Below are 22,042 nucleotides of genomic sequence, written 5' to 3' on the forward strand. Positions count from 1 at the left end.
CCAAAAGGCAGGAGCCGGACATTGTTATCCAAAATAATAAGGATCACCGCCCCTGCCATATTGCTGGTCGCCGGGTTACTGGGGCTTTATGTGATTGCCCTTATGATTGATGTGGAACTTGTAAGCTTTGCCTTCTTGTTTGGATTTCCCATTCTATGTGGCTTGATCATCATGCATTTCCGGCCAAAAGGCTCATTCAAATCTTTTGGCAAAGCTCTGCTTTGGTTAATCGGCATCATGGCTATATCCGTTGCCATGTCTGTCACAACGAGCCTTGAAGGAATGATCTGCATTGCGATGGCAGTCGTGCCAATATTATTGGGAACATTGCTGGGTGGCGTTATTTATCTGATGGTGATCCGGTGGAAGCAGGAGGCAAACGGGAGTTTGAAAATTGTAACTCTGCCAATTATTGCTTTTGCACTTTTGGGCCTGCCGGCAAACCAGCCGATGCGGCCGGAAATATATGAAATTTCAAACACGATAGAAATTAATGCGCCTCCGGAAATTGTGTTTAACATGCTCAAATCAATTCCTGATATTTCGCCGCAGGAAATACCAACGCGCATGTCACACCTTCTTGGCGTGCCAAAACCAACCGAAGCCATTTGGGAAGAAAGTCCGAATGGCACCATTCGGCATTCTCACTGGGGAGAAGATGTTCATTTCATAGAGCGGATTACCGCTATTGAGAAAAACCGTCTTATTGCGTGGGATTTTGAATTTCCTGAAGGGTGGATTGCAGAGGGACTTGAAGATCCTCATGTCAAAGTCGGTGGGAAGTATTTTAACATCCTTTCAGGCGAATATTTACTTGAGGATATGGACGGGAAAACACGCTTATCGCTGACCACCCGTACTTATGACAATTCTCAATTAGGCGCATATTCCAAATTCTGGCATGAATTCTTCTTCGAGGATTTTCACAATGTGATCCTGATCCTTGTCAAAAACCGCACAGAAGCGAAGATATCTGGATAGGTAGCAAACCGCGATACACACTGCCAAAAAAACAAGCAGCATTAGTTTTAGGCAAGATTACTTACTTCTATAGGCGATAGCTCATTCCGGCAGAATTTTTGCCTCCTCAGGCTGCGTCTCTGTCTCCTTTACCTTTAATAGGAATGGATTCTGCCGCGAGAGCGTCTCTAACGTTTTGCAATGCGGATTGTCAGAAAAGTTACTCAAAAAATAAAAACTTAAAGGGCCTTCCGAAACCCGACTAATGTTTTTACTTGTTGTCATCAACTGATCAGATGCCTGACCAATACTTGCAACAACAGATGAGAAATGTGTTTCAGGCAGAGCTGAAGCCTCATTTGTGAGCGACGAAACGGGTGTATAAAGCGAATGGCTGACTTGATCGATTTTATCAACATGACCCTGAAACACGGAATCATCCAAATCCACTAAACAGTTTTCACATTTGAACCCGGCAACAAGCGATCTTGCAAACCAGATATTTACATCGGATTGAAGCGTATAATCGATGATACTGTTATTGTCATAAACAAGGCGCAAATCAGCAATATAGACCTCGGTTTGCTCTGGTATTTGCTCAAGTTCATCCAAAATGCTCAGAGCGGCAAATTTCACTGCCGAACTTTCATCACGCAACAACAGTGTTAGCGATTGGATGACATTGTCAGACAGGTTCTCATCTTGGGCCAAAAGCTTAACAGCGGCAACCTCAGACGGATTAGCAGGCAATGAAAGTTTGTGCGAATAATCAAAATCCACCCCGCATTCCAAAAACACATCCGGCGCAATACCTATATCGGTATTGCTTCTGGTGCCAACCGACCGCAGACGCTCGCGAAGTCCAGATACCATACTAACACTTGCCAATGCATTTTGCGCTTCAAATTGCTTATTCTGGGCAATTAATTGCTCGGTTTGCGCATCCAGCTTCTTGTTTTGCTCAAACAGCAAAACCGTACCCGTGAACGCGCCGAACCCGACGAGAAGCGCGACACAAGTCCCTATTACCCAGCGATAAAAACCCGCCCACATATACCATGCAGCACCTGCGCCAACGAGACTGCTTGTATGTTTGATCGCCTCATCTTTCTTGCCAGTTGTGGCCGCCGTCAGCGCCAGAAGCGCTTCCTGCGAAACATCTTCAATTGATGATTTAGTGTTTCCAAATATTTTCTCCAGAATTTTGTCCCGGAAAAACAAAATAAGGACAAGTATGAGAATGGCGCTGAACAGCGCGCCAAGAGCAAAGGTGATCATCGCCTTGGCATGTTCCTGCGCAATGCCCCAGGCACCCAGCAATATCGGCACCAACAGCAAAAAAGCAATGAAAAAGCCAATCCAGAAATTTGAATGTTTTTGCATTTAGCCTCCCCCACACAACAAGTTTAACGCGATGTTTTTATCAATGCAATACATCGCGAGCTAAATCTCAATACCCTTTCAGGCAGACATGCGCTTTAGGATTTAAACGGAGAAAGCCGCACGGAAGCGAGATCATCTGGATAGGCTGTAAATCATATTGCGGGCTTTCAGCGTTTGCGCATCATGTGGCAGATATGCGACGATTACATCTGATTCACTGCAAATCAGGTTTCTTATGCACTCAATAGCTAAAATTCAGAAGAAATCTGACTTGTTCAATTATGTCGAAGGCGTTTTCTACCGGACTATTGATCCCATCTATCGAGACAAAATTATAGCTGGATCGCGATTGCCCGGGCGATATTCTACAAGCGAACAACCGACGCTTTATCTGAGTGCAACACAGCAAGGCATGAACGCTGCGATTAACGTTCATAAAGCAAATAGATCAACGGAAAAAGAAGTGCGGCGCATAAAGGTCACAGGCGATCAAATATTTGACCTGCTTGATGAAGCGGCATGTAAAACTGCTAACATTGAATTATGCAGCGCTATTTCTCCTTGGCAACCGGATGTTTCGGAAGGGCGAAAGCCACGCTCTTGGGCTGTGCGGGATCGGATTATTCAGCTCGGAGGCGTGGGGTTGATTGATCCATCTCGACAAATACCGGGCCTCTGGCATTTGGTGTTATTTCAGTGGAACCAAGAGAACGCGCCTCAAGTTGAGGTATTGTGAATGAATTTTGGAGCTAGTACGGTTCACTATATTTGCGGAATGTCGCTTCTAAATTACTTTCAAATTTTTAGCGGGGACCCAGCCTTGGGATCCGTCTTTAGCTTTGCACAACACCCATCCGTGGGTTTCGTCAATAAAGGTTAGCTCTTGTCCAATGTGGCAAGTCAGCTCCATTGCGGAAAACGGGTTATTTGCGAAATACCGACCAGCTTGATTTTCGATCAAGGTATCGGGAATCCAACCTTCTTTGCCTGCTTGGTTTTTTGCCCAGACCCAAATGTGCCCTTCCCAACTATCAGTTTTTCCAGACAGCCACAGTTCTTCATTCTTAGTCAGAACGATTGGGTCCGCGTAAGACACTTTCCAATCAGACACAACTTCATATCGTCTCATCAAGAATGTCCTTTTCGCTCCGACGGTTCAAGTTAACGCAACATCTATTCGCCCTTGGTCAATATTCCGTTGAACAATATGTCAAGGTGCGCCTCGCAAAATTGGTCAATATTTATCGGATTTATTTCATCAAACACCATGGACCAAACGCCAGCAAATATGATCGGTGCAACAAGCAATCGGGGTTCTTTTAAGATCATGTCATTTTTAATCTCACCACGTTCAACACCGTGTTGGACGATTGCATCTAAAATTCCAAGTCCCTTTTCCAGCACAGTATTATAATAAAACTCCACCAAAGCTGGAAACTTTCGCCCCTCTGCGATCATCACCCGGATTATATCCTTCGCGTTGCTTTGAACAATCTTGGCGTACATCATATTAATCATCATTCGTATGAGGTCTTTTGTGCTGCCTTTATGAGTTAAAACCATTGCACCTACCTGATCCAGATACGGTAATATTTGCGAGCGAACAGCTGCTTCAAACAAAGCCTCTTTGCTTTCGAAATAGACGTAAATAGTGCCTTTGGAGACGCCTGCACGTTTTGCAATATCAATCATTCGCGTGGCGGCAAAACCGTTGATTGCAAACTCTTGCAACCCAGCTGCAATAAGCTCTTGCGGACGATGTTGCTTGCGCCTGTGCGTTGTTTTGTCGTTCATTTTACTCTCAAAATAATTATCCACTTGCAATTCAGATGATTTTATATAATTAATGACCCGTTGGTCAATAATTATATGTGCGACAGATTAAATGAATGATAAAACAGATAAAATTGAGCTTCCACTGGTGGATAACGGGCTTGTAAAAAATGATAAGGCAGACAAAAGTTCGCCCGCTGCAAAGCCACAACGATCATTTCGCAAGCTTCTATTCATCCCTGTTGCCATGATGTTGATTGTCTTTGGCGGGATTGTAGGGATGTATTTTCAGCCACCAGGATTAAAGGCATTTTTCGGCGTTACAGGTCTGGCACCTGGCGGCGGCACATCAACCCCGATTGCTGTGGCACTGGATAAAGTTACCAGTCAGGAAGAAGTTGCGGTTTTGAGCGAAGGCGATATTTTTGCCCTTGGTCGCCTTATTCCCGATGGCGATGTGATAACCATAGCAACACCCTTTGGCGCTGGTGATGCCCGTATCGCCGCATTGAATGTGGATATTGGCGACAAAGTACAGCGCGGTGATACGCTTGCAGTACTTGATAATCTGACCCAACTTGAAAATGCTGTTGAAACAGCCAAGGCAACCCTCAAAGTTCGAACAGCCACGCTAAACCAGACCAAAAGCAAAACCGAGGCAAGCCTGAGTGAAGCGCGGGCGACATTTTCCCGCGCGGAAGTCACCTATGAGGCTGCGAAAGTTGATCTGGAGCGAGCCACATCGCTGCTTGAACGTGGTGTGACGACACGTGCTAAATTTGACAATGCGCAAGCGCGGGCAACTGAAACACTGCTGGACGTGGAGCGTGCAAGGGCGACACTGTCACGTTATGACACAGAAAATGGTGTCTTGCAGGCCGATATTGCAGTAGCAGAGGCAAATCTTGACGCTGCTTATTCTGACCTCACGCGCGCGCAATCAGATTTGGGCAAAGCCTATGTTAAAGCATCTGCCGATGGCACTGTGCTTGATATTCACGTAAATCCGGGTGAACGCCCGCCATCCACGGGGATTTTAAACCTTGGAAATACGGAAAAAATGACAGTGGAAGTGGAGGTTTATCAAACGCTGATTGGGCGCGTATCATTGGGCGATCCCGTAACCATATCTGCCAAAGCATTGCCGCAAGAACTCATGGGCACCGTATCCGCTATCGGGTTGGAAATTGGCCGCCAGACCATCACATCAGATGACCCGGCGGCAAATACCGATGCGCGCGTTGTTGATGTGATTGTTGCCTTGGATGATGCATCATCGGCAATTGCATCGCGTTTGACCAATCTGGAGGTCGTTGCACGCATTGATGCAGGTCGTGATCAATGAGCCATCTGCTTAAACTGATATTTGGCCGCATGCCCATCGGCTGGCTACAGCTTTCTCATAGCAAGGCAAAACTGGCAGCAGCTGTCGCTGGTGTCGCCTTCGCCAACATCTTGGTATTTGTGCAACTTGGCATTTTAGGTGCTCTAAATGGTGCATCCGTTGCGCCCTACGCTTTGTTTAATTCTGATATTATGATTTCATCGGAAGATACCAACACGTTGACCGATGGGAGCAATCTTTCTCGTCAACGCATGTTTCAAGCACTTGGTGTTGCGGGTGTTTCGGATGCAACACCGCTTTACATCGCAACTTTGGAATGGCAACAGCCAGATGGCGGTTCTTCAAATTTACAAAGTTTTGGCATCGACCCTGACGCAACTCCGTTTCTAAGCGCTGAAATATCTGAAAAGCTTGATCTGTTGCGCTTGCCCAATACATTGCTAATTGATGAAAGCACGCGCGGCGCATCGCAGGACCAGTTTAATGATGTAAGCAGAGCCAAGCCCCTTGATTTCGAACTTAACGGCACTGCGGTTAGAGCCGTGGATCTGATCAAGGTTGGTGGTGGTTTTACCGCCGATGGCACGTTATTCACCTCAGATCAAACATTCCTGAGCTTGTTTCCAAAACGCATTGCCGGTGCGCCTAATCACATATTGGTCAAAGTCGCAGATGGCATTTCGATCGATGTTGTGGTTGAGCGGTTACGCAAAGTCCTACCCGGTGACAGTGTTATTGTTCGCTCGGTGAAAGATGCGGCCGCCGCCGACCTGAAATACCAAACCACAGAACGACCTACGGGCGTGATCTTCGGGTTTGGCGTTTTAATTGGTGTATTGGTTGGCATAGTGATCGTCTACCAAGTGTTGGCAACAGATGTGTCTGACCACCTTAAAGAATATGCGACCTTTAAAGCGATGGGTTATGATCACAGCTTCTTTCTGGGCATTGTATTTGAAGAAGCGCTGATTTTGGCAGTGTTTGGTTTCATCCCAGGCGTCATTCTCGCCAGTTTGCTTTATTTGGGCCTCTCAAATGCAACCGGATTACCCGTTGAGATGGGCTTAGCTCGCGCTGTTATGGTGTTTTTTGGAACTTTAATCGCTTGCTCCATATCCGGTGCCATTGCCACGCGCCGCCTTGCTGGTGCTGATCCGGCAGACTTGTTTTAGGAGGCGTAATGGCAGAGCAATATCCAATTATCGTTGAGCATCTTGATCATTGGTTTGGTGTGGGTGAAGCACGAAAACAGGCAATCTTTGATGTTAATTTGAAGATTAAAAAAGGCAGTCTGACCATTCTTATGGGGCCATCCGGCTCCGGCAAAACCACCGTACTGACGCTTATGGGCTGCTTACGCGACGTGATGGGCGGCAGCGTGACATTGCTGGGAACAGAGTTAAATGGCGCGACAGAGGCACAAAATGTTGCTGCACGGCGTAAATTAGGCTTCATTTTTCAAGCTCATAATTTGCATGATAGCCTGACAGCCACGCAAAATGTTTTGATGGGATTACAGGTGCATGGCGCTGGACACGAAGCCAAACAAAAACAAGCGGCGCACCATATGTTAGAGCTTGTGGGGCTAGGTGATCGCAGCAGTTTTTTGCCAGCAAAACTGTCTGGGGGGCAAAAACAACGTGTCGCAGTTGCTCGCGCACTCGTATCCAACCCTGAGGTCATCTTTGCGGACGAACCCACCGCAGCGCTTGATAAAGAATCGGGTCTTAATGTGGTAAAAATGCTCAAAGAATTGGGTCAAACTCGCGGCACAACCACCGTTATGGTCACCCACGATAATCGCATCCTCGATCTCGCTGACCGTATCATCACATTAGAAGAAGGCCGTATTGTTAAGGATACGGAAAGCGGAAGCTAAGACGGATATTGAGATCGTGCGGCTAAATCATTTCTACCAGCAGCATAAGCACATTTCTGGCCCCGTCCTAACCCTCGAAATTGGACTCTGAGAAATATTTGCATATAGTTGTATCCATGTAATTTGATATTTATAGTTGCTTTACGTGCTTGGGGGGAACAAAATTATGCAAATACTAACAAATAATTTGTTTAAAACAGCAGTCGAAATTCCTGATGATGATCCGAATCTTATTAATGATCAAGATTTCATCGAAGGCATCCATCGAACTATAAAACTATACACATTTTTGGTGCAGGAAACAGTTCAAGTACCAGAACGGCTGTTTCCCAATGAATTTCGCGTTTACAAGTTTAAAGACTTCAAGGGAAGACCAGCTACTGCTGAGGAGTGGCAAAATCTGGAGAAGATCAATAATGGTCTATTTGGCCTCTTAGATGAACCTGCGCGCCGTCGGTATATGGGGCAGCAAATCCCGCTTTGGTTCCCGAAACTGGCAGGATACCTTTGTTTTTTTGCGGCACTGTTACTGATATCTGCTGTCCTCATTCAAACAATTGACTTTATAGGTGGAGATAAAATTTCTCCACGACAAATTGTCCTTCCGATCTATGTGTTTTGGCTTCTTCTTCTCGGTGCTCTGGGGGCGATTGCATCAATTGGCTTCAACGCCATAGCGGTCTCCGAGGAAATCACGTTCGATATTAACAATCGACTATTGCTGCTGCTAAGAATGCTGCTTGGTGCCTTGTTTGCACTAATTATTACAATTCCATTTGGTTTCAATGATTTTGTTGAATTCACACAAGGGTTGATCAAACCAGTGCCCGTGGACAACGGTGCAGAAGGCGGAAAAATAGCGCTACAAGCGGTATTGTTGCTCCTACCATTTGTCTTGGGTTACAGCACATCACTAACCATCGTTATTTTAAATAGGTTCCTGTCCGCAATAAAGGCTTTCTTCGGGGTGGCTGAGACAAAAACAACTGTCGTTAAAGTACCGACACCAGTGCCTGCGGCTGGCAAACCTCCGAAAAAGTAATATTCAGGTACACGGAAAGCGGAAATTAAGGTGTTTCTGATCGGCAGACCATAGCTGGGGAAAGCAAAAGAACCGCGGCTGCATATTCCAAAAATTCTTCCACTGAATTGGTCAGCGTTTCCACGTAACCATTAAGTGTTTGCCCAACAAAAAGAATATGGTCTGGAGACAAAACAGGCAAAAACCAGATACATGACAAACGTGCCAATCAGAACTCCAAATATTAGGGATATGGCGGTGGCTAGAATAGCATTGAGTGAAATTTTCGAAAACACGGGCTTCTCATGATTTGGAAATTTGCATTTTACAGTTGCTTTCACAGTCACAACACGGGCGGCGAAGATTTCCCAGAAAATCAGGTAAAACTAAATCAGGTAAATCTAAATCAGGTAAAACTAAATCAGCTTGGACTATTACTCAGTTTCCCCAAAAGCATGCCCAACTCCTGACATTGCGTCTGTGATAATTTCTGACCCACCGTATCTTCGATTTTCGGACCATAGATGAGCCACATTTTTTGACGCAATGCCCTGCCCTTATCTGTAATGTGCAATCGCTTTCCGCGGCCATCCTCTTTGCTTGCCACACGCTGCAAACAGCCATCTTTTTCGATTTTTTCGACAAGACGAGAGACGCTATATTGCTTGAGCAGCAAAGCAGTTTCCAACTCAAACTGCCGCATACCCTTGCCCTTTACCCGCTCCAACTCCAACAACACATCGTACCAACTAAGCGGCGGTAGTTCATTGTCCTGCAAAGCTTGTTCGATATCTGACATTGCTTTGCCGAAGGCTCGGGCTAGCTTTATCCAGGTTTGTACTGTGATGTCGTTTGGCATGGTCATAATTAAAGGTAGATGCATTTGCATTGACATGCAAGGCAAAACATCCTAATTACATGCAAATGCATCTAAATGGAGTTTTACTATGAATAGTTTTCACCTCATCAGTCATCACCTGTGCCCTTACGTCCAACGGGCGGTCATTGTTTTGTCCGAAAAGAATATTGAACATCGCCGCACATATATTGATCTGGCGGATAAGCCTGACTGGTTCAAACAAATGTCCCCGCTTGGTCGTGTGCCTATTTTGGAAACCGAAATATCTGTGCTTTTTGAAAGCCAGATCATCGCCGAATATCTGGATGAAACCACGCCCGGCTCACTGCATCCAATAGACAGTCTGGAAAAAGCGCGTCATCGTTCGTGGATTGAGTTCGGGTCAGAAACTCTGGCTGGGATTGGCGGGTTCTATAGTGCAAAGGATGCCGATAGTTTTGAGCAAAAACGCACCGCACTTCGTGCAAAGTTTCAACGCATTGAGCAAGAAGTATCAGGCAGTTACTTCGCCGGAGACACATTCCACATGATCGATGGCGTGTGGGCAACCATATTCAGGTATTTCGACGTATTTGACCAGATTGACGATTTTGGAATCATGAGCGACCTGGATGCCCTGCAAAAATGGCGACAAACACTTGCAGCGCGTCCGTCCGTTATCAATGCACCACCAGAGGGATATTCGAAGCGCCTTGAGCAATTTTTGCAGAAAAGGAACTCTTATCTAACCAGCCTGATGATGCAGGATGCCTGAGGCCGCCTCAAAAACATCTCATGGCTTTAGGAATGACATGAAGTAAGACAAAAGCTCGAGCCGTATAAATGTCCTGTAATCCGGACGGTTTATACGGCTTATTACCAATTTACTTCTGAAATAACTCACCCTGCATAAGGGGCTTTAAATCAATCAGTTCCTGCATCAAAAAATCCACAAAGCGCCGAACTCGAACTGTTCCTGCCAAATCTTCGTGGCACACAATCCAAAGATATCTATCAAGCGTCACTTCAGCTTGTGGTACGCGACAGATATCGGTGTAGAGGCTTTCAAATATTAACGGTAGGTGAGACATTCCACACCCCTGACGCAGCAGGCACAAGCGCATATGTCCATCTGTAACGATATGGCGAATATCTGCCAAAGGATATCCTGCGCGTTTCATCAGATTTTTTGTATCCTGATTTTCAGACATTCCAATCCAGCTTAATCCCGCACCATTTGAACCTGCGGTCGGAAAAACAGTCTCGACATAGGTTTGGCTAGCGAAAAGCGAAACGGCTATGCGATAAAGCTTTTTTGCGGCCACATCTTCATCAATTTCATATGCGCCACGCAGCCCAACATCTGTGGTGCCATCAGGAATACTCTCCACATCAGATGTTATGCGTACTTCAACTTGTATAGCGGGATAAAGATTTTGAAACTTGGCGATGATGGGTGCAACAATGTCGTAGCCCAGCATCTGTGGAAGCGAGAATCTTATTCGACCAGCTTCGGTTCGGTCCAAACCTTCCACTCGATGTCGTGCCTTTTGAAGAATTTCTTCACTACTTTCCGCAAGTGGTAATATGGCCATACCTGCCTCAGTCAGCGTAAACCCTTTGCGAGATCGATGGAACAGACGCGCCCCATAACTGCTCTCTAAGGCTTGAATATTGCGATTGAGCGTGCCGTAACTCACATTCAATAAACTTGCACCAGATCGCAGCGACCCCGATCTTGCAACGGCAAGAAAATAGGGCATCATTTCCCAATCAATTGATCGCAAAGAACCTCTCTTTGTTACACTGACGTAACATTAAGTTTCAAATTAGTTTATTTATATACAGCATATGTAACATTAGAATGGAAATTAAATTGCTTAAAATGGCAAAATTTGAACATGTATAATCAAGAAAGAAAATGGAAATGACGCGTTATCACCCCTTACTCGTTGCCCTGCATTGGGTTTTGGCATTTATGATTTTACTCGCATTGATCGTCGGCGGCCCCACGCTGGCAGATATGGCAAATACAGACCCTGAAAAAATGTTTGGCCTGACAGGTCATATGATTTGGGGAATGGTGATTGGCACCCTGCTTATTGTGCGTATTATTGTTAAAATGCGCTCAAAAAACCCGCCTAAAGCGGATGCAAAAAATGCTGTGCTGAACCTGGGTGCGCAAGCCGCACATTGGGGGCTTTACCTTCTCACCGCAGCAATGGTTATGAGCGGGGTGGGAACAGCAATTAATGCGGGATTATTTGGTATAATATTTGGTGGAAACGGGCAGCCCATTCCCGCCGACCTCATGCAGTTTGCGCCGCGTGTGGCACACGGATTTATAGCCAATTTGATGTTAGCCCTTATTATTCTTCATGTACTGGGTTGGGCCTACCATCAGTTTATACTACGCGATAAACTGATTAGCCGGATGTGGTTTGGAAAACGTGACGGCGGTAAGAACCAATAAGCGCGAAATGATCGCGCCTTTAACCTGATCTTGGCATAGTGGCGTTGAGGGTCACATTTCCATGTAAGCTCGTTTTGGCTCGGATTAGCTAACTTTCAAAGATAGCTTTCGTGATCCACTGATAAGCACTGTGTTTATTGCATAAGATGCTTTTAAACTGCTTTTTATTTATACCATCACTTAACGCAAACCCCCGCCCCCGCAATATGATATCGCAGGGGCGGAATATAATGTTTTAACCGCCAAGTTTGCGCGATTGATTTAGCCCGATGACCAAACTGACACACATGGCTAGAAGTACGATGGTAAATGGAAATCCTGTACTTACAGCCATGGCCTGAAGCGCCGTTAATGCGCCCGAACCGCCGACCAACAGCAGAGTTGCCGCGACGATACCTTCAAAGCTACACCAGAAAACACGTTGCGATACTGGCGCTTCGGTTTTCCCGCCTGCGGTTATTGTATCAATAACGAGTGAACCTGAGTCAGATGATGTTACAAAGAACACCAGAACCAAAACAATGCCGATAAAGGATGTTAAACCAGCTAATGGCAATGGTTTGAGCATCTCAAACAGTTTCAATTCAAGCGCTGCATCTTTGACCGGAGCCGCAGCATCGGCAACCACTTGTGAAATTGCTGTTCCGCCAAATACGCCCATCCACAAAACGCTGACAAGCGCTGGAATGACCATAACGCAGAAAACAAATTCTCGCACTGAGCGTCCACGTGACACGCGGGCAATGAACATGCCGACAAAAGGCGACCAGGAGATCCACCATGCCCAGTAAAATGAAGTCCAACCTTGCGAGAAGTTCGCATCTTCGCGGCCAAACGGCATCGAAAGCGGAACAACATTGGCTATGTAAGCTGCGCCGCCGGAGAAGATTGTGGAAATGATGTCCCCTGTTGGCCCGACAAACAATATGAAAACCAGCAACAAGGCCGCCAACGCGATATTGACTTCGGAAAGAATTTTAACACCACCATCCAGACCGCGAATAACGGAAATGAGCGCCAATGCAGTGATGATCGCAATCAACAATACCTTTGCACCATTACCAGTTCCCCAGCCAAATAGATGGTTGAGACCTGCGAGCGCTTGTTCTGTGCCAAAACCAAGTGAAGTGGCGAGGCCAAAAAGGGTTGCAAAGACCGCAAGGATATCGATTGCATGTCCCCACCATCCCCAAATACGGTCACCCAGAAGCGGATAAAAAGCAGAGCGAAGCGTGAGCGGCAGGCCACGATTATACGTAAAAAACGCAAGCGAAAGCGCAACAACAGCATAGATTGCCCAAGGATGTAAAGCCCAATGGAAAATGGTTGCGGCCATGCCTAGATCACGCGCAGCATCCACATCGCCGGCGGCAGCGCCAAGCGGTGCCCAGTCTGTACGAACACCGCCCTCTACTGCCGTTCCCCCCATCGAGGACGCAAAATGTGACATCGGCTCCGAAACACCGAAGAACATAAGGCCGATCCCCATACCGGCCGCAAATAACATGGCAAACCAACCCAAATAACCATAGTCGGCTTTAGCGTCTTTACCACCAAGTCGAATTTTCCCAAGTGGTGTGACCATTAATAGGAAGCAAAGCAACACGAAGACATTTGCTGCGCTTAGGAAGAACCAATCAAATGTCGATGTAAGGAACGGTCGTAACCAACCAAAAAAATCGGTTGCCCCTTGCTGAAACATCAATGTAATCAGAACAAACGCGACAATTGACAAAGCGGACACCAAAAATACCGGATTATGAATATCCAAACCAAATGGTGTGATGTTATGTTGACCGATCTTAAAATCGGTCTCGATTGGGTTAGGCGCTACCGCACCCGAAGTATCTGATTCTTCTGCCATGTTTCTCTCCAATGACATTGCGTTGCGTGGCTGACATCTGCCTTTAAAAAATAACGAACCAGACAGAGCTAAGCCAGACTCAGTCAGCACCATACAGGCTGATCCCAGACTAAACAAATTCAGTCTGAACCACTCGGGCATTGCAGGTCAACTTTTTTCCTAAATATTGGTATTATTGACAAAATTCCCGTAGGAAAACGCTTCATAAGCGCTGATATCTTGCCTTTATCAACAATTTCACCTTCTCATCCTTAAGGCAGATATGCGAATTTAGCGGAAATTGACATCAGCTCAAAAGTTATCTACTACAATCATAGTAATTGGAGCGTTCGTATGCCATTGAGCACGGTTGGGGAGAGATTATATGAAATCTGAGAAGCTTTCAAAATCCGAGCTTGAGGTTATGGTTGTGCTTTGGAGTTTGGGCAAAGGCACTGCCAGTGATATTCAGCAAGAGCTGAATAATGATGATCATGCACCCCGCGAATATGCCTACACAACGATCGCTACACACCTTAATCGCATGGTTGAAAAAGGTGCTGTTAAAGCAAAGAAAAAGGGGCGATCTTACGAGTTCGAACCGCTCGAAAGCCGATCAGATTTCGGTAGGTTTCGCCTTGCGGGTTTGCTTGATCAGTTTTTTGACGGTCGGGCATCTAGTCTGGCATCCCAATTTATCGAGGCAAACACGTTCACCGAGAAAGAATTAAACGAGCTTGAAGCGCTTATTGCTGAAAAGAAGTCAAAATGAGTTTTGGGGAATATGCCATTACTGTCAATCTGGCACTGGCCCTAACCATTTTGTCGCTTGTGCTCGTAAAGAGCTTGCTTACATTTTGCCGCATTAATGTAACAGCCAGAACAGAAACAAGCGTCCTGCGGCTCACTTTGGTCGCCGTTATTGCAATGCCAATCGCCTTTATGTTGCTTGAAAAATCAAGCGGAGTTGCGATGGCCCCCATTAAAATTGTCGCGCAACCGGATGATTATTTGGGGGCGTATCTTGTTCATGTGTCAGACTATCTGAGCGATCAAAACAGTATTCATTTGCTATTTGTTCTTCTGGCGGGTGCAGGGGTAATGTTGGTTTTGATTGATATCCTGAAACTTTTCCATCTATCTGCGAGCAGCATCCCGCTCCGGCACCATGGCCGCGTAACCATACGCATTGGTGCGCCGCATACGCCGCCATGCGCTTATGTCCACCCTTGGGGCGTTACTGTCATTATGCCGGCAGGTCTTATGAAACAGGATCAAAAATGTGCGTTCATCCATGAGATAACACATATACGTCGCGGTGATCTGGTTTGGAATTGGATCGCGTCATTTGCTGCCATAATCTTTGTTTGTAATCCGGCATTTTGGTGCTGGAGATGCTACCATACCCATATAAGTGAGATTGCCTGCGATAATGACGCGCTGGACAGGCACATCACATCCCGATCAGCCTATGCGGAAAGCCTGCTTCGGATATCAAGCGCCATAAGGCAGAATTTGCATGCCACAAACCTGGCCGCACCCTTTGGGAGCCGGTCCCGCTTTCGCAAGACAGTCCTTCGAAACAGAATAGAACGGGCCATCAGCGGAGAGAAGATCAACCAATCCCGCTTTGCCGGTTTTGCATTGTTATTGGCTGTTCTAAGCTGCAACATAACGCTTAATAATATTGACCTCAGCGCGCGCAGTTGGTCAGTTCAAAGGCTCGAACAATCGACAAATACCAACCTTAAACGCATGAAATCAAATGAATTTTTGCGCCCCTTTGGATTAGTGCTTGCAATTTAATACTACATTTGTAGTATTATCTCATCAAGGGGGGATTATGCCATGACACGGAATGGGAATAATGCATGGTATTATTTGCTGCCAACTGCGTTGTTTTTGATTGCTATGGGGTTTGCCCCATTGATGACGGTGATCAATTATTCGGTTCAGGACAGTTTTGCCGGCGATCAATATTTTTGGGTTGGCACACAATGGTATGAGCAGATGTTCCGTTCCATAGCCTTTTGGCAAACACTTGGCCGGACCATTCTATTCTCATTTCTGACGCTAACGATACAGATTTTCCTCGGTATATTTATTGCCCGCAAGCTTTATTTGTCGGGTAAGTTTGACCAGTTCTTCATCGCCATTTTTGCACTCCCCCTGCTTATACCATGGATCGTTGTCGGTTTTTTATGGCGCCATGCGGTGAATGCAGATGTCGGGTTAATCGGCGCCACAGCATCGCATTTCGGTATAGATATTGATCTCAATTCCGTCGTATGGGTCTGGGGCACGATCATTGTCATGGATGTGTGGCACTGGACATCTTTAACGGTAATCTTGTGTTATGCAGGTTATGTTTCCATCCCTAAACAATATTTCTTTGCGGCGAAAATAGATGGTGCGCAAGAATGGGCAACATTTCGCTATATCGAATTACCGCGATTGAAGAATGTATTGACGATTAGCCTGCTGTTGCGGTTGGCCGATAGTTTAATGATTTACACCGAACCGCTGATGATCAGTCGCGGTGGTCCGCATGTATCCTCCACATTTTTATCTCAGGAGCTTATCAAAACAGCAATGCAGGAGTTCAATCTTGGTGAAGCCGGAGCTTTGTCTGTGTTTTACCTGCTTTTGATGATCTCAGTTGCCTGGGTGTTCTATAAATCAATACGAGGTGCAAATGTCTGACACCCCGCTTTCCGGCAAACGACGTTTTTCGAAGTCGGTTTTGCTCTTCTCAGCTTTTTTGCTGGTGCCAATATATTGGCTTGTTGTGTTGAGCCTTCAACCCAACCTGGTGAGCGAAACATCGGCAAACATCATCCCAAATTCAATCACTTTGGAAAATTACAGATACATTTTTTCGCAAAAGAACTGGGTCGATGGATATGTAAATACCGCTATTTTTGTTGCGATCAATGTTCTTATTACTGTTTCGATCTCGCTGCCCGCAGCCTATGCTTTTTCTCGGTTCCTGTTCATTGGGCGCGAACATGCTTTCTTCTTTGTATTCATTTTTCGCCTCGTTCCACCGGCGATCATGATCATTCCGTTTGTGCAGATGTTTTCCGCTGTGAATATGATCGATACCCATTTTGCTGTCGCGCTCGCGCACGGGGTTTTCACCATTCCTATTTCTATTTGGATTCTGGAGGGGTTTATTTCCGCTATTCCAAAAGAAATGGAGGAAGCTGCTTTTGTTGACGGCTATAGTCGCTTTAGCTTCTTTATTAAAATACTCCTGCCGCAGATCAAAACAGGGATAGGCGTGGCGATATTTTTTAGCTTCATGTTCTCATGGGTCGAGCTTACAATTGCCAATGCGCTGACCACTGTTGATGCCAAGCCCATTGGCGTGGTGATGCGTATTGTGGCCTCACCGTTGGGACAGGTGCATATAGGAATTTCGTCTGCGGCCAGTGTTCTTATGATAGTTCCCGGACTCATATTGGTTTGGTTATTGCGCAAACATCTTGCTCGGGGATTTTCAATGGGGAGAGTGGGATGAGATATTCGTTTTTTGCAGTTTGCGCGCTGGCAGCGTTGTTGTGTGCGCCGGCTGCAGCGTTTGAGAAAATTGATCTTACTATAAGGGACGTGATGACACGATCAGCCCTTTTATTTGCAGCAGAAGGCACCAAAGCTGCAATTCTGGTTCATCAATCTGGAAAGGATGCAGCAAGTTGGGGCAGGTTTGCTGAACAATTGCAGACGTCTGGCATTGAAACATTGGCACTGGAATCCGTCGCAACAGAGGATATTGATGCCGGCATTGATTTTTTGACAGCAAAAGGGAAATCGCAATTCGTTCTCGTTGGCGCCAGTATTGGGGGCGGTGCTGCGCAAAATGTGTTTGGAAAACGAGATGCAGACGGTATCACACACCTCATCCTGTTAGGAACAGTGCGTGGTGACACGGCGCGCGCTGTTGGTGTGAAAAAGCTTTTCATCGTCACCGAAAATGACTTTTTCTCACAGCAAACTCACACCAGCTTCCAAAAAGCCAGCGAACCCAAAAAGTTGGTCATTTTTCCAGGCAATGCACACGCACAAGATATGTTTGAGCAAGATTACGGTGACGACCTGACAGCAACGATACGTGAGTTCATACAAAACTGACCCCACTGGCAAAACTAACCCCACTGGCAAAACTAACCACGCTGGCAAAACTGACCCCACTCGAAAGCGGAGCCATTAGCATTCAGTATTTGAGACGAGCAAGCCAGACAAAGGTGCTGCCAATCCTATCTTGGAACACCTTTGCTCGCTAATAAACCGCTATGCGGCGGCGGCAGTCGCGACTGGTGCGGAATGAACATTCGAACCATCACGTTCCTGCACTAGCCTGAACTCTGCCAGTAGAGCATTTAGCTGCCCGACTTCCGTCGCCAGAGAATAACTTGACGCTGTGACTTCTTCTGCCATGGCAGCATTTTGCTGTGTGCCCTGATCAATAGAATTCACCGCTTTATTCACCTCTTGCAAGCCAGTTGCCTGTTCTTGTGTGGCAACATCAATCTTGCCAAAATGCTCGCTTACATCTGTGACATATGTGACGATCGACTTGAGAGCTTCGCCGGTTTCTGCAACCAGCTCAACACCAGATTGCACTTGGCTACCTGATCGGTTGATAAGATCTTTAATTTCTTTCGCAGCCGTCGCAGATCTTTGAGCAAGTTCTCTCACTTCTTGTGCAACAACAGCAAAGCCTTTACCTGCGTCCCCTGCCCGAGCGGCTTCCACACCAGCATTGAGAGCCAGCAGGTTTGTCTGAAACGCAATATCATCAATAACGCCAATGATATCGGCAACCTGATCAGACGATTCCCGAATATCAGACATAGCTGATACGGCTTTATTGACGACTTCACCAGACCGCTCGGCTTCCTCTTTTGTTGTTTTGACCAGTTTACCAGCTTCATTTGCCAACTGAGCGGTTGAATCAACATTGACTGTGATTTCTTCAATCGCAGCGGCTGTTTCTTCCACAGCGGCAGCCTGTTGTTCTGTTCGTTTTGATAACTCATCCGATGCGCTACGAATTTCAGACGAACCATTGTTGATTTCATTAGCGTTTTGGCCAACCTGCAACAAAGTTGCATTCAAGGTACTTATAGAATGATTGAAATCTTCTCTCAGTTGATCAAGCGAAGGTATGAACTCTTCGTCGATGGATTGGTCCAGCTCACAATTTGCAAGTTTTTTAAGACCTGTTCCTATTGCGTCCACGGCATGCACACGACCGGTAATATCAGTTGCAAATTTTACAACTTTAAACACTTTACCATTCATATCAAAAATCGGGTTATAGGAGGCTTGTATCCAAATTTCCTCTCCCGATTTAGCTATTCGTTTAAACTCTGCAGCAACAAATTCTCCAGCTGCCAACTTGTTCCAAAACTCAACATATTCTTGGCTCTGCGCATATTCTTTCTCAACAAACATTCTATGATGTTGGCCCTGAATTTCAGATAATTCATACCCGACAGCACCACAAAAATTCTCATTCGCTGTTAAAATGGTTCCGTCTGTTGTGAACTCAATGACGGCCTGAGCCCTGGAAATTGCCTCGATTTTCCCTTTATCTTCGGACGATTCCAATTTCGCTGCGGTAATATCTGAAGCAAATTTTATAACTTTTACCGGCTTACCACCGCGACCCAAAACAGGGTTATAAGTGGCTTGAATCCATATTTCCTTGCCGCCCTTGCCAAAGCGCTTATACTCGCCGGCATCAAGCTTGCCTGCCGCCAGATTTTCCCAAAACTCTTTATAAGCGGGACTTGCAGCCTCATCCGGATCAACAAACATTGAATGATGCTTGCCAACAATTTCACTTTTGTCATAACCAATAGCCGAGCAAAAGTTCTCATTAGCAGTTAGAATATTTCCGCTACAATCAAATTCAATAATCGCTAGAGATTTATGTAATGCTTTAAGAATAGCATCTGAGTTTGAGATAGGACCAAGTATATTTAGCAAAGGAATCCCCATTATCACTTATCTGTTGAAACAAATGTCTAAATCCTATGAATTTGCAAATAGGTGAGGCTGGTGCAGCCTTCAAATTCGAGAGTATCTCAAATGGTGACATTCGTTCTTACCTTTAACGCATCATCATCATGACGACCGAGAAAGTCTGGACTACCCGATCATGGGGTAATAGTTCTGTTCTCAACGCAAAATTGCGCCTTAGAATGCCACTATCATCGAATTTTGTGGTTAAAATTGCATGAATATCACTTAATCGGAAAAGATCATTGGCTATTTCATTGTTTTTACTCAACAATAACTGATCCTAAAATTGCATAAAGTTGCATAACGTTACGAAGAGAGCTTTGTTATATCGATATAGGTTAGTAAAATATGGGAACAGCTAATTGAAACAATCAATACAGATTTTCTTAGGAATTTTGCAACATATCAACTTTGTTTTAACCGCATAAAGAATGCCATAGCTCCATATTTCATAATCTATCAACACGGGTCTTTGACGATTATTTCTTTGGCACTAGCGCAATCAGATTTTGAGTAAGTTCATCTATTCGTTCTGGCTTAAATACATTGGTTGCCGTAGCTACAACTAAATTTCTGTCTGGAACCAATATTAGCATAGCATACCACATCGTATTGGAACCATTATGCCAGACAACCTGTCCCGTTTTATCCGAATTTTGGATCACCCACCCAAGGCCATAGTCTGACGAAACTGGAGATTGCATGATCTGGCAGCTTTCTTGGGTTAGAAATTCCGGCTGGTGCCCACTGCATGCACTCGTGTGTAATTGCCCCCATCTCGCCAAATCAGCCATGCTCAGGTGAATTGTTCCCGCTGGGCCCATCCATTTGGGGTTATCAGATACTAATTCTTGCGGCTCAACAGGGCTCTTAAACCCAAATGTGCTTTTATGTCCTCGAGGTGCATCTGTTTCCTGTGGTGCACCAAAACCTAATGACGACAGGCCAAAAGGCTGGGCAATCTCTGTTCTTATCGCGTCTTCCCATGTTTGCCCTGTCACCTCTTCAATTATCAGCCCGGCTAAAACATAACCGGTATTGGAATATTCGAACCGGCCAATCTCACCTTTCAATGGCTTGTCCCACATAGCGGCAAGCACTGTGCGTCGACCTTCAAACGCTTCATCATCAAAGGTTTCTTCGGTAATTCGACCAGGTGCGTTAGACGGCATGCGCGCTGTGTGACTTAGAAGGTTTCGCAGGCTCACCGCTTTCCAATCCGAGTGCATCTGATCGCTGTATCTACTAAGATAACGCTCAATCGGGGCATCTAAATCCAATTGACCTTTCTCAACCAACCGCATGACCAATGTGGATGTAAATGATTTGCTAATAGAGCCGATATGCCAACGTGCATCATTGGGCACCATAATTGAACCGTTTTTAACAGTCGGCCCGGCGGTCATCACGACAGGCTCGCCTTCACCTAACGCGTAAGATGCGCTGATTGCAAACCGCGAGTGCTTTTCTGAAAAGTCGTGAAAGGCCTCACTGAAACTTTTTTCTTGCGCCATTGTCGAGACTGGAACCATCGAACAAACCAACATCTGAGAAATAAATACGAATAAAGAAGATTTTGATAAAACCATGTTACTAATTTGGGTTGGGTGAACACGCTATTCAAGTCGCATAAAAATTATCTGCTAGGTTTAAACCGCAAATTCAATCAATCATTTTCCAATGCGCATTTAACCGTAGCTAAACAATGTATTTCAGTCGTTGAAAATGCAGGTATTGGTGATTGTTCCGGAGATAATAACAAGGGAATTTCTGTGCATGCAAGTGCCACACAATCGGCACCTCGCTCACTCAGATCAGAAATAATGGATTGATATCTGATACGAGTTTTATCTAGAAATTGATTATGCACCAACTCCCTATTAATGCTTTCATGAATATATTCTTTTTCCTGCTCATTTGGAATAATGGCTCCAATTCCATTTTGCGCGAGGATAGAAGGATAGAAGTCTTCTTCCATCGTTTTTCGAACACCTAAAATCGCAACTCGTTTAAACCCCTTTTCCGCAATGGCTTGAGCTGTAACCTGTGCGATATGCAGAAATGGAATTTGGATGTTTTTTGCTATCTCCGGCACAAAACGATGTGCGCCGTTACAGGTAATCACGATAAAATCCGCACCAGCCGCTTCCAATGCGGCGGCAGATTCAGCAATTTGTTGGCACGCGCTGGCTTCATCTTTGCGCTCAATCACCGATGAGATGAATTCCTGTCTGTTGATACTTTCCAGAACAATGCGAGCTGAACTGACACCACCTAGAGCAGATTGTGTGATCTCATTTATACGTTTGTAATATTGGGCAGTCGACACCCAACTCAACCCACCAATCAAGCCAATTTTCTTCATCTAGAACTCCCTATCATACCGAACATATACACGAAAGTTAGAACTTGTAATCTGGAAAAGACATTTGCCAAACTGCGATCATTGATCGTGCAGCACCTACGGGTTCAAATTCCTTTCAATTTGACTTTT

The 22,042-nt window shown here is 45.5% G+C and carries 24 protein-coding genes; 13 read left to right on the forward strand and 11 right to left on the reverse strand.

Going from position 1 to position 22,042, the window contains the following annotated elements; translation table 11 throughout:
- The first annotated feature begins 21 nt into the window (after positions 1-21).
- Positions 22-981 (forward strand): polyketide cyclase/dehydrase, encoded by a 960-nt coding sequence (locus G3W54_RS00915; protein WP_162651284.1) that lies wholly within the window; start codon positions 22-24, stop codon positions 979-981.
- An 81-nt stretch (positions 982-1,062) separates the two neighbouring features.
- On the opposite strand, the gene G3W54_RS00920 is transcribed toward G3W54_RS00915, so the two are convergent.
- On the reverse strand, positions 1,063-2,343 hold the full coding sequence (locus G3W54_RS00920; protein ID WP_162651285.1) for a hypothetical protein: 1,281 nt from the start codon (positions 2,341-2,343) through the stop codon (positions 1,063-1,065).
- A gap of 271 nt (positions 2,344-2,614) precedes the next feature.
- Between G3W54_RS00920 and G3W54_RS00925 the strand changes: the two genes are divergently transcribed.
- On the forward strand, positions 2,615-3,079 hold the full coding sequence (locus tag G3W54_RS00925) for an RES family NAD+ phosphorylase (RefSeq protein WP_197742764.1): 465 nt from the start codon (positions 2,615-2,617) through the stop codon (positions 3,077-3,079).
- A 48-nt stretch (positions 3,080-3,127) separates the two neighbouring features.
- Here the strand turns inward: G3W54_RS00925 and G3W54_RS00930 are convergent, their stop codons facing one another.
- Positions 3,128-3,472, reverse strand: coding sequence for an SH3 domain-containing protein (locus G3W54_RS00930; protein WP_162651286.1), 345 nt, complete (start codon positions 3,470-3,472; stop codon positions 3,128-3,130).
- A 44-nt stretch (positions 3,473-3,516) separates the two neighbouring features.
- Entirely contained in the window at positions 3,517-4,137 is a 621-nt protein-coding gene (locus G3W54_RS00935; protein WP_162651287.1) for a TetR/AcrR family transcriptional regulator, read from the reverse strand.
- A gap of 91 nt (positions 4,138-4,228) precedes the next feature.
- Here G3W54_RS00935 and G3W54_RS00940 point away from each other — a divergent pair, with 91 nt between their 5' ends.
- The 4 genes from G3W54_RS00940 to G3W54_RS00955 all read left to right on the forward strand — a co-directional run bounded on the left by G3W54_RS00940 (position 4,229) and on the right by G3W54_RS00955 (position 8,382).
- Positions 4,229-5,461, forward strand: coding sequence for an efflux RND transporter periplasmic adaptor subunit (locus G3W54_RS00940; RefSeq protein ID WP_162651288.1), 1,233 nt, complete (start codon positions 4,229-4,231; stop codon positions 5,459-5,461).
- A complete protein-coding gene (devC, locus tag G3W54_RS00945) occupies positions 5,458-6,633 on the forward strand; it encodes an ABC transporter permease DevC (RefSeq protein WP_162651289.1) in 1,176 nt (391 codons plus the stop codon). Before G3W54_RS00940 ends, devC begins: the two co-directional genes overlap by 4 nt.
- A gap of 8 nt (positions 6,634-6,641) precedes the next feature.
- On the forward strand, positions 6,642-7,340 hold the full coding sequence (locus G3W54_RS00950) for an ATP-binding cassette domain-containing protein (RefSeq protein ID WP_162651290.1): 699 nt from the start codon (positions 6,642-6,644) through the stop codon (positions 7,338-7,340).
- Positions 7,341-7,506: 166 nt separating this feature from the next.
- Positions 7,507-8,382 carry a hypothetical protein gene (locus tag G3W54_RS00955; RefSeq protein ID WP_162651291.1) on the forward strand — a complete coding sequence of 292 codons (876 nt, stop codon included), beginning with the start codon at positions 7,507-7,509 and terminating at the stop codon, positions 8,380-8,382.
- Positions 8,383-8,407: 25 nt separating this feature from the next.
- Here G3W54_RS00955 and G3W54_RS00960 read toward each other — a convergent pair whose 3' ends face one another.
- Together G3W54_RS00960 and G3W54_RS00965 are read right to left on the reverse strand one after the other, a co-directional pair.
- Entirely contained in the window at positions 8,408-8,590 is a 183-nt protein-coding gene (locus G3W54_RS00960) for a hypothetical protein (RefSeq protein WP_162651292.1), read from the reverse strand.
- Between the two features lie 192 nt (positions 8,591-8,782).
- Complete coding sequence (locus G3W54_RS00965) at positions 8,783-9,256, reverse strand: helix-turn-helix domain-containing protein (RefSeq protein WP_244627803.1); 474 nt, start codon at positions 9,254-9,256, stop codon at positions 8,783-8,785.
- Positions 9,257-9,308: 52 nt separating this feature from the next.
- Between G3W54_RS00965 and G3W54_RS00970 the strand changes: the two genes are divergently transcribed.
- On the forward strand, positions 9,309-9,974 hold the full coding sequence (locus G3W54_RS00970; RefSeq protein WP_162651293.1) for a glutathione S-transferase family protein: 666 nt from the start codon (positions 9,309-9,311) through the stop codon (positions 9,972-9,974).
- A gap of 109 nt (positions 9,975-10,083) precedes the next feature.
- On the opposite strand, the gene G3W54_RS00975 is transcribed toward G3W54_RS00970, so the two are convergent.
- The gene (locus tag G3W54_RS00975) at positions 10,084-10,986 is read right to left on the reverse strand and encodes a LysR family transcriptional regulator (protein WP_162651294.1); all 903 of its coding nucleotides are present in this window, start codon (positions 10,984-10,986) and stop codon (positions 10,084-10,086) included.
- Between the two features lie 134 nt (positions 10,987-11,120).
- On the opposite strand from G3W54_RS00975, the gene G3W54_RS00980 reads away from it, so the two are divergent.
- Positions 11,121-11,672 (forward strand): cytochrome b/b6 domain-containing protein, encoded by a 552-nt coding sequence (locus G3W54_RS00980; protein WP_162651295.1) that lies wholly within the window; start codon positions 11,121-11,123, stop codon positions 11,670-11,672.
- A gap of 235 nt (positions 11,673-11,907) precedes the next feature.
- Here G3W54_RS00980 and G3W54_RS00985 read toward each other — a convergent pair whose 3' ends face one another.
- Positions 11,908-13,536 carry a BCCT family transporter gene (locus tag G3W54_RS00985; protein ID WP_162651296.1) on the reverse strand — a complete coding sequence of 543 codons (1,629 nt, stop codon included), beginning with the start codon at positions 13,534-13,536 and terminating at the stop codon, positions 11,908-11,910.
- A gap of 364 nt (positions 13,537-13,900) precedes the next feature.
- On the opposite strand from G3W54_RS00985, the gene G3W54_RS00990 reads away from it, so the two are divergent.
- Genes G3W54_RS00990 through G3W54_RS01010 form a run of 5 tightly spaced genes read left to right on the forward strand, consistent with a single transcriptional unit; the run spans position 13,901 to position 17,649 of the window.
- Entirely contained in the window at positions 13,901-14,287 is a 387-nt protein-coding gene (locus G3W54_RS00990; RefSeq protein WP_162651297.1) for a BlaI/MecI/CopY family transcriptional regulator, read from the forward strand.
- Positions 14,284-15,321: a M56 family metallopeptidase gene (locus tag G3W54_RS00995; RefSeq protein ID WP_162651298.1), complete on the forward strand. Its 1,038-nt coding sequence runs from the start codon at positions 14,284-14,286 to the stop codon at positions 15,319-15,321. The genes G3W54_RS00990 and G3W54_RS00995 overlap by 4 nt, the downstream gene beginning before the upstream one ends.
- A 42-nt stretch (positions 15,322-15,363) precedes the next feature.
- The gene (locus G3W54_RS01000; RefSeq protein WP_162651299.1) at positions 15,364-16,218 is read left to right on the forward strand and encodes a sugar ABC transporter permease; all 855 of its coding nucleotides are present in this window, start codon (positions 15,364-15,366) and stop codon (positions 16,216-16,218) included.
- Entirely contained in the window at positions 16,211-17,038 is an 828-nt protein-coding gene (locus tag G3W54_RS01005) for a carbohydrate ABC transporter permease (protein ID WP_162651300.1), read from the forward strand. Before G3W54_RS01000 ends, G3W54_RS01005 begins: the two co-directional genes overlap by 8 nt.
- The gene (locus G3W54_RS01010; protein ID WP_162651301.1) at positions 17,035-17,649 is read left to right on the forward strand and encodes a hypothetical protein; all 615 of its coding nucleotides are present in this window, start codon (positions 17,035-17,037) and stop codon (positions 17,647-17,649) included. The genes G3W54_RS01005 and G3W54_RS01010 overlap by 4 nt, the downstream gene beginning before the upstream one ends.
- 159 nt (positions 17,650-17,808) lie before the next feature.
- On the opposite strand, the gene G3W54_RS01015 is transcribed toward G3W54_RS01010, so the two are convergent.
- The 4 genes from G3W54_RS01015 to G3W54_RS01030 form a co-directional block, all read right to left on the reverse strand.
- Complete coding sequence (locus tag G3W54_RS01015) at positions 17,809-19,503, reverse strand: PAS domain-containing methyl-accepting chemotaxis protein (RefSeq protein WP_244627894.1); 1,695 nt, start codon at positions 19,501-19,503, stop codon at positions 17,809-17,811.
- Between the two features lie 133 nt (positions 19,504-19,636).
- On the reverse strand, positions 19,637-19,816 hold the full coding sequence (locus G3W54_RS01020; protein ID WP_162651303.1) for a hypothetical protein: 180 nt from the start codon (positions 19,814-19,816) through the stop codon (positions 19,637-19,639).
- Between the two features lie 211 nt (positions 19,817-20,027).
- On the reverse strand, positions 20,028-21,062 hold the full coding sequence (locus G3W54_RS01025) for a serine hydrolase domain-containing protein (RefSeq protein WP_210253513.1): 1,035 nt from the start codon (positions 21,060-21,062) through the stop codon (positions 20,028-20,030).
- 152 nt (positions 21,063-21,214) lie between these two features.
- Complete coding sequence (locus G3W54_RS01030) at positions 21,215-21,913, reverse strand: amino acid racemase (protein WP_162651305.1); 699 nt, start codon at positions 21,911-21,913, stop codon at positions 21,215-21,217.
- Positions 21,914-22,042 lie beyond the last annotated feature (129 nt).

The organism is Lentilitoribacter sp. Alg239-R112, from assembly GCF_900537175.1.
Taxonomy (GTDB): Bacteria; Pseudomonadota; Alphaproteobacteria; order Rhizobiales; family Rhizobiaceae; genus Lentilitoribacter.

Coding starts and splice junctions, on each gene's coding strand:
- G3W54_RS01010 (WP_162651301.1), top strand. CDS start 17,035: ATGAGATATTCGTTTTTTGCAGTTTGCGCGCTGGCAGCGTTGTTGTGT.
- G3W54_RS00950 (WP_162651290.1), top strand. CDS start 6,642: ATGGCAGAGCAATATCCAATTATCGTTGAGCATCTTGATCATTGGTTT.
- G3W54_RS00955 (WP_162651291.1), top strand. CDS start 7,507: ATGCAAATACTAACAAATAATTTGTTTAAAACAGCAGTCGAAATTCCT.
- G3W54_RS00920 (WP_162651285.1), bottom strand. CDS start 2,343: ATGCAAAAACATTCAAATTTCTGGATTGGCTTTTTCATTGCTTTTTTG.
- G3W54_RS00935 (WP_162651287.1), bottom strand. CDS start 4,137: ATGAACGACAAAACAACGCACAGGCGCAAGCAACATCGTCCGCAAGAG.
- G3W54_RS00970 (WP_162651293.1), top strand. CDS start 9,309: ATGAATAGTTTTCACCTCATCAGTCATCACCTGTGCCCTTACGTCCAA.
- G3W54_RS00995 (WP_162651298.1), top strand. CDS start 14,284: ATGAGTTTTGGGGAATATGCCATTACTGTCAATCTGGCACTGGCCCTA.
- G3W54_RS01000 (WP_162651299.1), top strand. CDS start 15,364: ATGACACGGAATGGGAATAATGCATGGTATTATTTGCTGCCAACTGCG.
- G3W54_RS01030 (WP_162651305.1), bottom strand. CDS start 21,913: ATGAAGAAAATTGGCTTGATTGGTGGGTTGAGTTGGGTGTCGACTGCC.
- G3W54_RS01025 (WP_210253513.1), bottom strand. CDS start 21,062: ATGGCGCAAGAAAAAAGTTTCAGTGAGGCCTTTCACGACTTTTCAGAA.
- G3W54_RS00940 (WP_162651288.1), top strand. CDS start 4,229: ATGAATGATAAAACAGATAAAATTGAGCTTCCACTGGTGGATAACGGG.
- G3W54_RS01005 (WP_162651300.1), top strand. CDS start 16,211: ATGTCTGACACCCCGCTTTCCGGCAAACGACGTTTTTCGAAGTCGGTT.
- G3W54_RS00985 (WP_162651296.1), bottom strand. CDS start 13,536: ATGGCAGAAGAATCAGATACTTCGGGTGCGGTAGCGCCTAACCCAATC.
- G3W54_RS00930 (WP_162651286.1), bottom strand. CDS start 3,472: ATGAGACGATATGAAGTTGTGTCTGATTGGAAAGTGTCTTACGCGGAC.
- G3W54_RS00990 (WP_162651297.1), top strand. CDS start 13,901: ATGAAATCTGAGAAGCTTTCAAAATCCGAGCTTGAGGTTATGGTTGTG.
- devC (WP_162651289.1), top strand. CDS start 5,458: ATGAGCCATCTGCTTAAACTGATATTTGGCCGCATGCCCATCGGCTGG.
- G3W54_RS00980 (WP_162651295.1), top strand. CDS start 11,121: ATGGAAATGACGCGTTATCACCCCTTACTCGTTGCCCTGCATTGGGTT.
- G3W54_RS00965 (WP_244627803.1), bottom strand. CDS start 9,256: ATGTCAATGCAAATGCATCTACCTTTAATTATGACCATGCCAAACGAC.